The organism is Micavibrio aeruginosavorus ARL-13 (assembly GCF_000226315.1).
In the GTDB taxonomy this organism is placed as follows: Bacteria; Pseudomonadota; Alphaproteobacteria; order Micavibrionales; family Micavibrionaceae; genus Micavibrio; species Micavibrio aeruginosavorus_B.
This window is the reverse complement of record NC_016026.1, coordinates 964,960-978,707: the sequence shown is the minus strand read 5'-3', so window position 1 is coordinate 978,707 and position 13,748 is coordinate 964,960. Positions and strand designations below refer to the sequence as shown.

12 protein-coding genes are annotated in these 13,748 nt (G+C 54.6%); 6 read left to right on the top strand and 6 right to left on the bottom strand.

The genetic code is table 11. The annotated features are described in order from the left end of the window. Window positions 1–222: 222 nt before the first annotated feature. From MICA_RS04580 to motB, 3 genes are read left to right on the top strand one after another with little or no spacing between them, the layout of a single operon-like run. Window positions 223–1,869, top strand: a complete 1,647-nt coding sequence (locus tag MICA_RS04580) for an EAL domain-containing protein (RefSeq protein WP_014102531.1) — start codon at window positions 223–225, stop codon at window positions 1,867–1,869. A gap of 56 nt (window positions 1,870–1,925) precedes the next feature. Next, the gene (gene motA / locus MICA_RS04575; RefSeq protein WP_014102530.1) at window positions 1,926–2,792 is read left to right on the top strand and encodes a flagellar motor stator protein MotA; all 867 of its coding nucleotides are present in this window, start codon (window positions 1,926–1,928) and stop codon (window positions 2,790–2,792) included. Window positions 2,793–2,809: 17 nt separating this feature from the next. Continuing rightward, the gene (motB, locus tag MICA_RS04570; protein ID WP_014102529.1) at window positions 2,810–3,856 is read left to right on the top strand and encodes a flagellar motor protein MotB; all 1,047 of its coding nucleotides are present in this window, start codon (window positions 2,810–2,812) and stop codon (window positions 3,854–3,856) included. 148 nt (window positions 3,857–4,004) lie between these two features. Here the strand turns inward: motB and parC are convergent, their stop codons facing one another. The 6 genes from parC to MICA_RS04540 form a co-directional block, all read right to left on the bottom strand. Beyond that, window positions 4,005–6,272 (bottom strand): DNA topoisomerase IV subunit A, encoded by a 2,268-nt coding sequence (gene parC, locus MICA_RS04565; protein WP_236619968.1) that lies wholly within the window; start codon window positions 6,270–6,272, stop codon window positions 4,005–4,007. 201 nt (window positions 6,273–6,473) lie between these two features. Continuing rightward, a complete protein-coding gene (recO, locus tag MICA_RS04560; RefSeq protein ID WP_014102527.1) occupies window positions 6,474–7,223 on the bottom strand; it encodes a DNA repair protein RecO in 750 nt (249 codons plus the stop codon). 62 nt (window positions 7,224–7,285) lie between these two features. Further along, window positions 7,286–7,873 carry a YcbK family protein gene (locus MICA_RS04555; protein ID WP_014102526.1) on the bottom strand — a complete coding sequence of 196 codons (588 nt, stop codon included), beginning with the start codon at window positions 7,871–7,873 and terminating at the stop codon, window positions 7,286–7,288. A gap of 148 nt (window positions 7,874–8,021) precedes the next feature. Further along, a complete protein-coding gene (locus MICA_RS04550; protein ID WP_014102525.1) occupies window positions 8,022–9,791 on the bottom strand; it encodes a L,D-transpeptidase family protein in 1,770 nt (589 codons plus the stop codon). 197 nt (window positions 9,792–9,988) lie between these two features. Then, window positions 9,989–10,519, bottom strand: a complete 531-nt coding sequence (locus MICA_RS04545; RefSeq protein WP_014102524.1) for a PH domain-containing protein — start codon at window positions 10,517–10,519, stop codon at window positions 9,989–9,991. A gap of 6 nt (window positions 10,520–10,525) precedes the next feature. Then, window positions 10,526–11,605, bottom strand: coding sequence for an ATP-dependent 6-phosphofructokinase (locus MICA_RS04540; protein WP_014102523.1), 1,080 nt, complete (start codon window positions 11,603–11,605; stop codon window positions 10,526–10,528). A gap of 181 nt (window positions 11,606–11,786) precedes the next feature. Here MICA_RS04540 and MICA_RS04535 point away from each other — a divergent pair, with 181 nt between their 5' ends. The 3 genes from MICA_RS04535 (at window position 11,787) to MICA_RS04525 (ending at window position 13,744) form a co-directional block, all read left to right on the top strand. Continuing rightward, entirely contained in the window at window positions 11,787–11,987 is a 201-nt protein-coding gene (locus tag MICA_RS04535; RefSeq protein WP_014102522.1) for a YdcH family protein, read from the top strand. Between the two features lie 109 nt (window positions 11,988–12,096). Continuing rightward, on the top strand, window positions 12,097–13,533 hold the full coding sequence (gene fumC, locus MICA_RS04530) for a class II fumarate hydratase (RefSeq protein ID WP_148260423.1): 1,437 nt from the start codon (window positions 12,097–12,099) through the stop codon (window positions 13,531–13,533). 1 nt (window position 13,534) lies between these two features. Further along, window positions 13,535–13,744 carry a ribbon-helix-helix domain-containing protein gene (locus tag MICA_RS04525; RefSeq protein ID WP_014102520.1) on the top strand — a complete coding sequence of 70 codons (210 nt, stop codon included), beginning with the start codon at window positions 13,535–13,537 and terminating at the stop codon, window positions 13,742–13,744. The last annotated feature ends 4 nt before the right edge of the window (window positions 13,745–13,748 follow it).

Sequence of the window (13,748 nt, the reverse complement as noted above, 5' to 3'; positions counted from 1 at the left end):
ATCTTGAACACGATTACCTGCGGCCTAAATCCTGTAACGAATGGGGGCCATTTGCAAGCCAGCAACAGGGATGATCAATAGGGAAAATGCGCCCTAAATCCCTTAACTAAATAGTAAATTTCGCCTGCCAGACTGGGGGCTTCGAAGACCCGCGCCGGACAGATTCGTCCGGTGCATTCAGCGTATATTTCTATGGGGAGCTGTGACGGCTCGAAAATCGGCATGGCAGACGACAAGCTCGATAAAATCAAAAAACAACGCGACCGCTTCCTCGCGTTTTCGTTTGCGACGTCCGACCTCTTGATTGAGGTCGCAGAGGACGGAACGATCGCCTATGCCCTGGGCGCTGCCCGCTCGCTGGTCGGCATCAATGACAAAAGCCTGCTGGGCCTTCGCTGGCTCGATATGTTTTCCCCAAATGACCGCACCACCCTGTCCAGCATGAAAGAACGCGCCCGCATGGCACAACGTTGCGGCCCGGTTCTTGTGACACTGGAAGAAACCATTGGCGGCGGGCACCAGGCCCTGCTCAGCGCCATTCGCATGCCGGACAGTGATAAATTTTACCTGTCCATCGGCTTCTCCAATGTCCTGATGTCGAAACACGCTGAAGAGGTAAAGTTTTACGAGGACCGCGAACTGCTGGACAAGGAAAGCTTCCTGGCCGCGGCGAAGGAAGCGCTCGATCTGGCAAAATCACTCGGTCAGGATTTGGACATGACCCTGCTGGACATTGCCAACATTGGCGAAGTCCGTGGCCGCATCGGCGACGAACAGTGGAACCAGTTCCGCGACGCCATGACATCCCTGCTCAGTTCCAAATCCGTGGATGGCCAAGCGGCGGCAGAAATCGCCGATGGTCGCTATAGCGTCATTCACGATAAAGCCATCAATGCCGATATGTTGCGCGGCGAAATTGAGAGATTGGCTAAAGAAAACGACCCCACCGGAACAGGCTTTACAGTAGAGAGCAAAACCGTATCCGCCGACCTGACAACCCTGAGCGACCGCGAAACAACCAAGGCGCTGATTTACACCATCAACGAATTCGAGCGGAAGGGAACATCCCTCTCCATCGAAACGCTGAACTCCGGCTTCAAGGCGTATGTCAGCGTGAACGCCCAGAAGATCAGCCAGTTCAAAACCATGGTAGAACAGCTGGCTTTTGACCTCCACTTCCAGCCGATTGTGGATTTGAAAACGGGTGATGCCGTACACTTTGAAATGCTGTCCCGTTTCCGCGACAACACCCCGACCCAGGAATGGATTGTCTTTGGCGAAGATATCGGGATGGCCGCAGATTTCGATATTGCCGTCTGCGAGCGCGCCATTAACTATCTGCTCTATAAATCATCCGGCCGCCGCACGAAGTTTGCGGTGAACTTGTCCGGCCAATCGATTCAAAACGAACAGTTTTTCAAAACCCTGCACGCCAAATTGATGATGAACAAAACCCTGTCCGATCGTTTGATGTTCGAGATTACGGAATCTACGACCATTCAGGATCTGGATATGGTGAACCATTTCGTCAAAATTCTGCAGGACGACGGGTTCAAGGTCTGCCTTGATGACTTTGGCGCCGGTTCCGCCTCGTTCCAATACCTGCACCGCATTCACGTGGATTATGTGAAGATTGATGGGCAGTATACGAAAAAGATTCTCAACTCCGAACGCGATGCCATCATGGTGAAAAACCTGAGCCAGATGTGCCGCGATCTGGAAATTAAGGTCATCGCCGAAATGATCGAAACACAGGACCAAGCCGACAAGGTCCGGTCGCTGGGGATTGGGTACGGTCAGGGTTACCTCTTCTCCAAACCGATGCCGAAACCGGAATACACAAACTGGATGCAGGCCGAGACGACATAGGATACAATCAAACCGCTTAGTTTTATTAACCCACAAGCAACGGCTCCGCGTTCACTATGAAGATTTTCGGTATTATTTTTGTTTTTGCGACAGTTTTCGGCGGCTATATGTGGGCCGGCGGTCACATTGGCGCCATTCTCGCCGTTCTTCACTACGAAGCCCTGATTATTCTGGGTGCCGCCATCGGTGCCTTCATGATCGCGAACTCCACCGACGTGATCAAACACACGCTGAAAGAATTCGACTGCCTGATCAAGCCGGAAGCGCACAGCAAAAAAGATTACATGGAATTGCTGAGCATGTTGTTCATGACGTTCAAACTGGCCCGGACGAAGGGCTGGCTGGCACTGGAACAACATATTGAACACCCGCACGACAGCGAATTGTTCAAACAATTTCCGGGCTTTGCCGCGAACCACCACGCAACGACGTTTTTCTGCGACTATCTGCGCATTATTTCGCTGGGGAACGAAGATCCGCACCAGATCGAAGCCCTGATGGACGAGGAAATCGAGACCATCAGCCACGAGGAAATGCACCCCTCCCACGCGATCCAGACCATGGCCGATGGTATTCCGGCGCTGGGCATTGTGGCCGCCGTTCTGGGCGTTATTAAAACAATGGGCGCGATTAGCGAACCGCCGGAAGTTTTGGGTAAAATGATCGGTGGCGCGCTGGTCGGTACATTCCTGGGCGTGTTTGTGGCCTATGGTATTGTTGGCCCGATCGCCAGCGCCCTGGGCAGCAAGGCCCAATCCAAAGTTCTGTATTACCGCTGCATGAAGGTTGCCGTGATTGCCTTCCTGAACGGGGCCGCACCGCAGGTGGCCGTTGAATTCGCCCGTAAATTCCTGCCCCACCACGTTCAACCCAGCTTTATGGAGCTGGAGGAAAAACTGAACGAACTGCCAGCCCCGGGTTAAGATAAGGATCGTTTGCGATGAGCAAAGGCAAAGGATCGAAAGACGATCAACGTCCAATTATTATCAAGAAGATCAAAAAAAGCGGCGGCGGCCACCATGGTGGCGCGTGGAAAGTGGCCTATGCCGACTTCGTGACCGCGATGATGGCGTTCTTCCTTCTGCTGTGGCTTCTGAATGTGACGACCGAAGAACAACGCAACGCCATTTCCAACTATTTCGACCCTACCCACCCCAAAGTATCCGAAAGCATGAGCGGCGCGGGTGGTATTATGGGCGGGACCGCGATGTCGACCGAAGGGGCGATGACATCGACGATGCAGAACATCTCCCTGCCCCAGACCAGCGGCACAACAACCCGCAGTTTTGAACGCGGCGAAAGCGGCGAAGAAAAACCGGAAGACACCGCCACGGACCAGCAATTGGAACAGTTGAAAGCTGAACTGGCGCAAGAAGAAGAAAAACGCTTCGAAGAAGCCAAGGAAGAATTAGAGAAAAAAATCGCAGAAAATCCGGAATTGGCCGAACTGGCCAAAAACCTGATGGTTGATATCACACCGGAAGGGCTTCGCATTCAGGTCGTCGACCAGGAGGGTGACCCGATGTTCCCGAAGGGCAGCGCCCAGATGTTCGACAAAACCAAGAAACTGATGACCGCCGTGTCCGAAGTCGTGAAATCCATGCCGAATAACGTATCGGTTCGCGGCCATACGGACAGCTTTAAATACCGTGACGGCGCGACCTATACCAACTGGGAACTGTCCGCCGACCGCGCCAACGCCACCCGCCGCGTTTTGATGGATGATGGTATTCCAGAACCGCGCCTGTCCGATGTTGTGGGCAAGGCCGATACCGACCATTTGTTCAAAGACAACCCGCAGGATGCCCGCAATCGCCGTATCAGCATTATCCTGTTACGCGAAGACCTGAATAAAGTTGCGGTGCAGGAGTTGGAAAAACGCGGTGTCAAAATGGACAAGCCCCCCGCCACCGACCCGACCAAGGACATCAACCAGAAACCGGTTGGCACATTCAAACGGACACCGGGTGAGGTTTATTTCCCCTAAGCGCTACTTATCCGTCTTCTGATTTGTCATTCCCGCGAAAGCGGGAATCCATCGGGGCTATCCATCGTCTGTATGGATTCCCGCTTTCGCGGGAATGACATCTTGTGTTGATGAGAATAAAAACCCCCGCACATCGCGGGGGTTTTTGTTAATCGAATTTCGGTGTGCGTGGGAAGCCGTTGGGAGGAAGTTTCCCGACCTGAGCCCGTTCGCCCAGCCAGCCTTTGATCCCGTCCACTTTCTTCTCGCTGGAACCCGAGCGGAAGGTCAGGCCTTGCTTCATGTTGAACGGTTTGGCATCGGCCAATGTGCCGTCCTTGATTTTTTGCAGGGCGACGCCCTTCCCTTTGGACATTTCCGGGATTTGATCCAGCGGGAAGACCAGCATTTTGCGGTTGGTGCCGATAACGGCCAGATGGTCATGACCCGGCAGGATTTCAACACAGATTTTGGCTTCGCTGCCCGTATCGACGTTCAGGATCTGCTTGCCGTTTTTGGTCTGGGCCAAAACGTCCTTGGTCGCGACGATAAAGCCACGGCCATCATCGCTGGCGATCAGGAATTTTTGGTCCGGATTATAAATCATCGCAGCCAGAATATCGGCATCGTTCGGCAGATCGATCATCAAGCGCACAGGTTCACCGAACCCGCGGCCCGACGGCAGTTTGTCCGCCCCGATCGTGTAGAACCGACCATTGGTCGCGAACAAGGAAATTTTATCCGTCGTCTGACACTCAACTTCAAAGCGGCCTTTGTCACCATCCTTGAACTTAAACTCCTTCGGATCGTGGCCATGGCCCTTCATCGCGCGGATCCAGCCCTTGGCGGACAGGATCACGGTGACGGGTTCTTTATCAATCGCGGCCAGCGCCTCTTCCAGATTCTCAACCGCCGCCGGGGCCGGTGTTTTACCGATCACGCTGCGGCGTTTGCCCAGTGCGGTTTTCGGGCCAAACACTTCTTTCAGCCCCTCCACCTGTTTACGGATGGCGGCCCATTGTTTGGCTTCTGATTTGATCAAGGCTTGCAGCTGGTCGCGTTCTTTCGACAGGCTGGTGTGCTCTTTCTTGATTTCGATTTCTTCGAGTTTGCGCAAAGACCGCAAACGCATGTTCAAAATCGCCTCGGCCTGATTTTCGGTCAGACCGAATTTTTTCATCAATTTCGGCTTCGGCTCATCACTTTCGCGGATGATCTTGATCACCTCGTCGATGTTCAGATAGACGATCATATAACCGTCCAAAACCTCGATCCGATGCAGAACCTTTTCCAGACGGTGCGCCGATACACGGACCAGAACTTCCTGACGGTGCTTCAGCCATGCGGACAAAACCTCTTTCAGGTTCATCACGCGCGGGGTTACGCCGTTATCCAGAACGTTCATGTTCAGCGAGAACCGCGTTTCCAGATCGGAATTGCGGAACAACGCTTCCATCAGCAATTCGGGTTCGATCAGTTTGGTTTTCGGCACGAGGACAAGGCGGATATCTTCCGCGCTTTCATCCCGCACGTCGTCCAGCATCGGAACCTTTTTGGTGACGATCAATTCGGCCAGACGTTCAACCAGTTTTGATTTCTGAACCTGATACGGAATTTCGGTGACGACGATCTGGTACCCGCCACCTTTCAGCTCTTCCTTCTCCCAGCGCGCGCGCAGGCGGAAGGAACCACGACCGGTTTCATATGCGGTCTGAATATTTTCTTTCGGCTCGACCAGAATGCCGCCCGTGGGGAAGTCCGGGCCCTTCACGTGTTTCAGAAGGTCTTTCACCGTGACGTTGGCATCATCCAGCATCATGCTCATGGCGTCACACAGTTCGGCGACGTTATGCGGCGGAATGTTTGTCGCCATACCCACGGCAATACCGGATGACCCGTTGGCCAGCAGGTTCGGGAACGCGCCCGGCATCACCAGCGGTTCTTCCCCCGATCCGTCGTAGGTCGGGCGGAAATCAACCGCGTCCTGATCGATGTCTTCCAACATCAATCGCGCGACTTCGGTCATTTTGGCTTCGGTGTAACGCATGGCGGCCGCGTTATCGCCGTCAATGTTACCGAAGTTCCCCTGGCCATTCACCAGCGGATAACGAACCGCGAAATCCTGCGCCAGACGAACCAGTGCGTCGTATACCGACTGGTCCCCGTGCGGGTGGAATTTACCGATGACATCACCGACCACACGCGCCGATTTTTTTGGACCCTGGTCCGGAGTCAGTTTCAACTGGTCCATCGCGAACAACAGGCGGCGGTGAACCGGCTTCAACCCGTCGCGCACATCGGGCAGCGACCGCGACATAATCGTCGACAGAGCGTAAGAGAGATACCGTTCCGACAGAATATCGCCCAGCGATTGGTCAATCACTGCGGTCGGGGGGGACGGAGGGGTTTCGTTTGTGCTTTTTTTACGTGGTGCCATGGCGGGAATTTACCGCCCCAAAAGGCAAAAAACCAGCGGATTTGCACAGTTTTCCCCTGTCTTCACGAGAGTCCCCCCTCCCAAAGGGAGGGGGTTAGGGGGAGGGGTTTTAATGGATCAGTCCGCGCTTTACACACAACCGCCCTACCCCCTCACCCCAGCCCTCTCCCCATGGGAGAGGGGGATATTAAGATGTTGCGATTACGCCGCCCGGCCCAGCCGGTCAAAACGGTCCTGTAAAATCAGGCGCGGTTCGGGCAGTCCCCGGCTGTGATGGACAAACACCCAATGTTCCAGAAAATAGGCATTCATTTTCAGGCCTGTCAGAACATCATCCATCCCGGCCTCACCCGCCCCGTCCAGTCCGGGGGATTTCAGGAATCCCGGCAAGGGCAGAAGTTTTTCCTTATAAGGCGCGGCGGCATCCACACTCACCGCCCGACCGGATTTGGGACTGATATAGGCCAGACGGTTGGAATCGCCCCCCGCGACACAGCGCGAAAAATCCAGCCCGAACCCCAGTTCGCGCATAAAGGCGATTTCCCACATCACATAGGCCGCGCCCCAGATATCGTCATTGCCCATGGTATCCAGCAAAGCCAGCAAGCCGTGAAACAGGCCCGGATGTGCTTCACGTTCCGGCAAGGCAAAATCACACAACGCGCACGCCGATGTCAGCGCCGCCAGTTTCAGCGGGTCGCTTAATAACGGTCCAGTAATGGCCCGTTCGGGTTCAATCGCAAAACTGCCCAATTGGTCCGCCACACGGGACCGCCATTCCACCTGAACCAGATTGCCGGGCTCCAGAATGCCGCGCAGGCGTGATGATCCCGCCCCGCGCACATACCCTGCGTGGCGGCCATAGGTTTCGGTCAAAACCGAAACCACCGCCCCGCCCTCGCCATGCGCGCGGACGGCCAGAACAATTCCATGATCACGCCAGCTTTCCATGATTTTACTTTATATGATGGAACCATAAAAAAACGGCCCTATTGGCCGTTTTTTAAAACTTACTACCAGCTTCGGACCTTGCCCGTGTCCACATGGACGAAGTCGCTGCGGGAATAATAGCCGACCCCACCCGCCTTCAGCCCGATGGCCATATCGCGCAGGCGGCGTGTGGAATAGCCCGGCGCCCGGATGTCGATCGCCTGGCCAACCATGTGTAGGGAGTTTTTGGCAACCCCGCCGCTGGCCTTGCGCAACATGGTGTTGGTTTTCGGCGAACGATAGCCCGACAGAATTTCCAGCGGCTGGTTTTTACCGATTTTCTGTTGCAGGACAAACAGGATATCAATCGCGCGCGGATCGATCGGAAACACTTCATTGGTGCGGAAATCGCGCAGAACGACGTTCAGACGTTCAAACGCATCGGGCAAATAACGATTGCCGATCCGGTACACCCCATTGAAGCTTTCGTTCGTATGGGCGTTGTGAATGGTAACGCGATAAGAGTCAGCCTTGGGCATTTTCAGGGCAGCCAGTGCGGGCGCGGACATTAAACATCCACCAGCCCCGGTGACCGCAGCCATCATGCCGAACTTCAGAACTTCACGCCGACCGATCAATGGCGACACGCCATTTTCATTGTCGAAAAGCATTTCTCTTTTAACCTTTGTTGTTTCAGAGATGCGAGGCAGGAGTATTGCCTCTGAGGGACCCTATGTAAAGACCCGAGGCCAATTTTATGGCCTCGGGTCCACAGCAACAAGGGCGCAGATTAGTGCGCTGAAAAACAAAGGTTATTTTCTATCGAACAACAGGATTCTGGGAAATGGCGGCAAATTTCACCCCATCCCTATCCGGAATCGCATAGGCTTTCATATCCTTTAGGACGGCCAAAAGACGCTGATCCTCATTATAGATGTCCGGCCCGTAGACCAGTTGACCCCGGTTATCCAGCCAAACAGTCTGGTACAGGAAGTAGACGGGAAGCGTCTGCTCCGCCTTCACTTCGGATGTTGATCCACGGGCAATCAGGCCATGCATCCGGTCATCGCTCCATCCCGGATTCGGGCCGAGGATAAAACGGGCCACTTTCTCCGGATCGGCCATACGGACACAGCCGGAACTGAGCGTCCGGTCATTGTTGGCGAACAGGCCGGGTGAATTGGTGTCATGCAGGTAAATATCGTACTGGTTCGGCATCAACACGCGGATACGGCCCAACGCATTGTTGTCGCCTGATCCCTGTTGCATATTCAGACGCGCCAGATCGGCCCGGGTCATATTGGCCCAATCCACCGACGCCGGATCAACCGTTTCACGGCGCCCTTCGATCACGCGATAGACCTCAATCCCTTTATCCTGCAGATAATACGGATCCTCTTTCAGCCGGGGCAGATAGTCTTTGGTTTTAATGGTGGTTGGCACGTTCCATTTCGGATTGAAACGAATGCCGGTGATTTCGGTGGTAAAGCTTTTCGTCGGCCGGTCCTTGCGTCCTACGATAACGGGCATCTGGGCCTCGACGGAATTGCCCTCAACCGCCCATAAGGTCGCGGACGGAATATTCACCAGAATATAACGATGCGGCTTTTCCTGTTCCAACCAGCGCAGGCGTTCCAGGTTGACGATAATCTGTTCCATCTTTTGGCGGACAGATTGGTTCATAAAGGCCAGCGTTTTTGGCCCCAGAACGCCATCGGCAGACAGGCCATGCTGCGCCTGAAACTTCATAACGGCGGCAGCCAGTTCATCATCATACAAATTTTCCGGTCCGTATGCCGGATCATGCGTCTGGCCCATGCGCGCACGCAAAACCGGAACGTTTTTGTGATACTCACCCGGGCGCAGCAAGCCGCCACCAAAATTCACCGGTCCGGCGTCCTCGGCCGCACGTTCTGGTGAACGGCTGAGCGTCACCAGTTCGTCGCGCAAGCGATCATACAACGATCCTTGTGGCGCGAGGTCTTCCAACGTGTCCGCCGGATCATCAGACGCAGACACCTGCATCAACACATCCCCCGCAGCCATGGGCTGGCGCCAATATTCTGCCTTCTGGCGAATGCGGTCAGGGGCAACGCGCATGCCGGTAACATCCTGGCCATAGCGCATCACGGCATCGCTGATTAACAGATCCAGATGCGCTTTATCCTGCGGGCTTTCAGATCCCGCCAACGTTTTGATTTGTGTCAGATGATATTGTTCCGGATTTAAACCGTGCGTCCACGACTCTTCCAGCACAGCAATAAAATCTGCAACATGATCCGATACCCCGCTCCGGCCGATCCATAGCGGTTCGCCATTACGGCTGGCGTAGGCCGCCTGCATCGCATCGGGATTGCGGAAGGGCCGCCCATCAACCGACCCAGACGATAATTTCGTGCTGATCTCGGTCCGGATGATGCGATTTTCGCCGATATTCGCAAAGGGCAGCGCCGCCATCTTCAACGATGGATTGGTCGGGCCGGCAACACTCTCCGCCTGCGCATATTGTGCCGCACCGATGCCGATAGCGACACTGGCTCCGGCAATCATCAGTGATTTGAATATACGGCGAGAAAAACGCGCGGACATAATAAGGGGGTCTCCTTTGCACACCCTTATATTGTCGCGCCAATTGGTTAACAGAGCTTTACCATACAATGGGATAAGGATTGGAAAGCAAAAACATTATATTTCAGACTATTACAACAGCACACCATGCCCCTGTACGCCTTTTGGCACAGGAAGAGCCCGTTGAATCGTTAATAATTAGATCAGCAAAATGCGAATCAGATGCTTTTCGCCCGATCAATCGCCTTGCGGAAGGCAATCGGGTCCGCGATGGGGGGTAGGATCACCTCGCCCACGCCCATGCCGCGGACCATGACGCGGCCATAGTTGAAGATACGGCCAAGGATGGTTTGCAGGACGTTCACGCCCTCAATCCGGTCGATGCTCATCTCACCGACATACCGGGCGACCAGACCGCGTTTGAAAATCAGACGGGATGTTGTGACCGCGATTTCGGTTGTCGCCTTGACCACCATCATCTGCGCAAAGCGCAGCAGGCTTAGAACAAACACCAGAAACGCACCCAGACGAATGGCTGGATGCAATTCACGGATTTTGCCCAGATAGGTATCCGCCTCCAACCCGCCGAGATAATGATCCCAGACATAGACACCGCCGACAATCACAGCAATGCACCCAACAACGCCCCAGACAATCGCCATCACCGCCTGGACGTTATACATCCAGTGGAAATGCCCGACATAAACGAGCTCTTCATCCTTGTTCAGTGATTGCTGGACATACAGCATGTTGGATCAGTCCCCCAAAGAAATCCCCAGTGCACGACAAGTATGCACCAAAGTGCTGTCAATATCCACCTGCTGATACGCGGCGATGGCATCTTCGATCGCCACATCGATCACCTGGCGATTCTGCCAGGCCACCATACGCCCGAATTTACCCTCTTCGATCAAATCAACGGCCTTGACCGCAAAGGCGGTGCCCAGCAAACGGTCATTATAGCTTGGCGGGCATCCGCGTTGCACGTGACCCAGCACCGTGACGCGGGTTTCGGACCCTGTGGCCTCGGCAATTTGCGCGCCGATGTACTGGCCAATACCGCCATAGCGCTTTTCGCCGTCTGTGTATTCGGTTTGAACTTTGCCGCCATCGGTCGTTTTTACGGCTTCGGAGACAACGACCAGAGCGAAGTTACGGCCGGAATCCTTCACGGCCTTGATCTTCTTCGCCACGCTTTCGATGCTATATGGAATTTCAGGGATCAGGATGACATCCGCACCGCCCGCAATACCGGCGGCCAGAGCGATATGGCCCGCATCGCGGCCCATGACTTCCAAAATCATCACGCGGTCATGGCTGGCCGCTGTGGGTTGCAGGCGATCCAGCGCCTCGGTCGCAACCGCAACAGCCGTATCAAAACCGACGGAAAATTCGGTCATGCCGATATCGTTATCAATGGTTTTCGGGATGCCCACCATGTTGATGCCGCCCTGCTTCGCCAGCTTGCTTAAAATCGCGAAGCTGCCGTCACCGCCGATACCGATAATGGCGTCCAGCCCCAGAGCCTTGAACCCGTCGACGATTTCGCCCGAACGATCCTTCAACGACCCATCCGCCATCGGGAACGCGAACGGGTTGCCCTTGTTCGTGGTCCCCAGAATCGTGCCCCCCTGGCGCATGATCTGCCCGTCAATTTCCAGCGGGGTCAGCGTGCGCACAGCCGGAGGCGTTTTAAACAAACCCGCTGTGCCGTTCAGAATACCAACGGTTTCCCAGCCCTTTTTATGGGCGGCGTGAACCGCGCCCCGAATAATCGCGTTCAACCCCGCGCAATCGCCGCCACTGGTCAGAATACCGATGCGTTTCGCCGCCATCACACCCTCGCCTCAAATTTCTCGTTTATATTCAGATTGTTATACGGGAACCTCGCCCCTTGATCCAGCGCAGATTACGCCCGTGCGCGCGGAAGTTCAATTCCTTCTTACATCCCAATGGATTATCTGGTAATATTATAGCCTTGTTTAAACGACAGCTTGTTGAGTTGCTTGCATTCCCATGGAAGACGAAGAGACATTACGTGAAAAGCTTATCGAGCTGAAACACGAACACCGTGATCTGGATCAAGTGATTGAACGGTTGATGGAACGCCAACCGGTTGATTTTCTGCAACTGCAACGGTTGAAGAAGCGCAAGTTGACGCTGAAGGACACGATCCAGAAGATCGAAAGCCAGCTCCTTCCCGATATCATCGCCTGATAAATTACGTAAATTAAATGACTTTTTCCCGCCCCTTCCGCTTGTGAGGGGGTGATGGGAATGCTAAACCGTTCATCGTCTTTCACTTGTAACTTTCGTTGAAACAACCATGAACGCAAAAGCCAGCCCGATGAGCAAACCAGCCATGAGTACCGCCGCCCCCCGCATTGAAACCGACTCGTTCGGTGAAATTGAAGTTCCGTCCGATCATTATTGGGGCGCACAGACGCAGCGATCCCTGCAGAACTTCAAGATCGGCACCGAAACCATGCCAAAACCGCTGGTCCGCGCCCTGGGCGTGCAGAAGAAAGCATCGGCCATGGCCAATATGGAACTGGGCATTCTGGATGCCAAGATCGGTACCGCGATTGTGCAAGCCGCCGAGGAAGTGATTGACGGCACGCTGGCCGATAACTTCCCGCTGGTCGTATGGCAAACCGGGTCCGGCACCCAAACCAACATGAACGCGAACGAAGTTATTTCGAACCGCGCGATTGAAATTCTGGGCGGCGTGATGGGCAGCAAGAAGCCCGTTCACCCGAACGACCATGTCAACATGGGCCAATCGTCGAACGATACCTTCCCCACCGTCATGCACATTGCCGCCGTGGAAGAAGTTCACCATGAATTGTTGCCCGCTTTGGAAAAACTGCATTCCGCGCTGGATATCAAAGCCCGCGAATTTGAAAACATCGTCAAAATCGGCCGCACCCATTTGCAGGACGCGACCCCGATGACGCTGGGTCAGGAATTTTCCGGTTATGCCAAGCAAATCGAATTGGGCATTGCCCGCGTTCACACCGCAGCCCCGCGTTTGATGCAACTGGCCCAGGGCGGCACCGCCGTTGGCACGGGCATCAACTGCAAGGTTGGTTTTGCCGATAAATTTGCCGAACACGTGGCCACCATTACAGGTCTGGAATTCGTCAGCGCCGAAAACAAATTCGAAGCCCTGGCCGCCCACGACGCCATGGTTGAATTGTCCGGCATTTTGAACGTTCTGGCCGTATCGTTGATGAAGATTGCGAACGATGTGCGCTTGCTGGGTTCCGGCCCGCGTTGCGGCATTGGTGAGATTTCCCTGCCAGAAAACGAGCCGGGTTCGTCGATTATGCCGGGCAAGGTCAACCCGACCCAGTCCGAAGCCATGACCATGGTGTGCGCACAGATCATGGGCAACCATGTCACCGTGACGGTTGCGGGCAGCAACGGGCATTTCGAACTGAACGTGTTCAAACCCGTGATCATTTACAACGTCTTGCAATCCATCCGCCTGCTGGCCGATGCGTGCAATAGCTTTACCGATAATTGCGTTGTCGGGATTGAAGCCAACACGGACCGGATCAACAAGCTGTTGCATGAAAGCCTGATGCTGGTCACCGCGTTGAACCCGCATATCGGATACGACAATGCCGCCAAGATCGCGAAAAAGGCCCACAAGGAAGGCACAACGTTGATGCAGGCCGGTATTGATCTGGGCCTGTTGACCGAAGACCAGTTCCGCCAGTGGATCAAACCGGAAGATATGGTTCATCCGCGGGACTAGTATGCGCAAACATTCGGTGAAGATTGCAGGACACCAAACCAGCATTACGCTGGAAGATGAATTTTGGGCCGCCCTGCAATCCATCGCCAGAACGCGCGCACAAACGATCAATGACCTTGTCACAGAAATCGATGAAGGGCGCGGAGATCATAACCTCTCCAGCGCCCTTCGTGTTTTTGTCCTGAAAACAATTCAGGGTAACGCGCAGTAAGCGT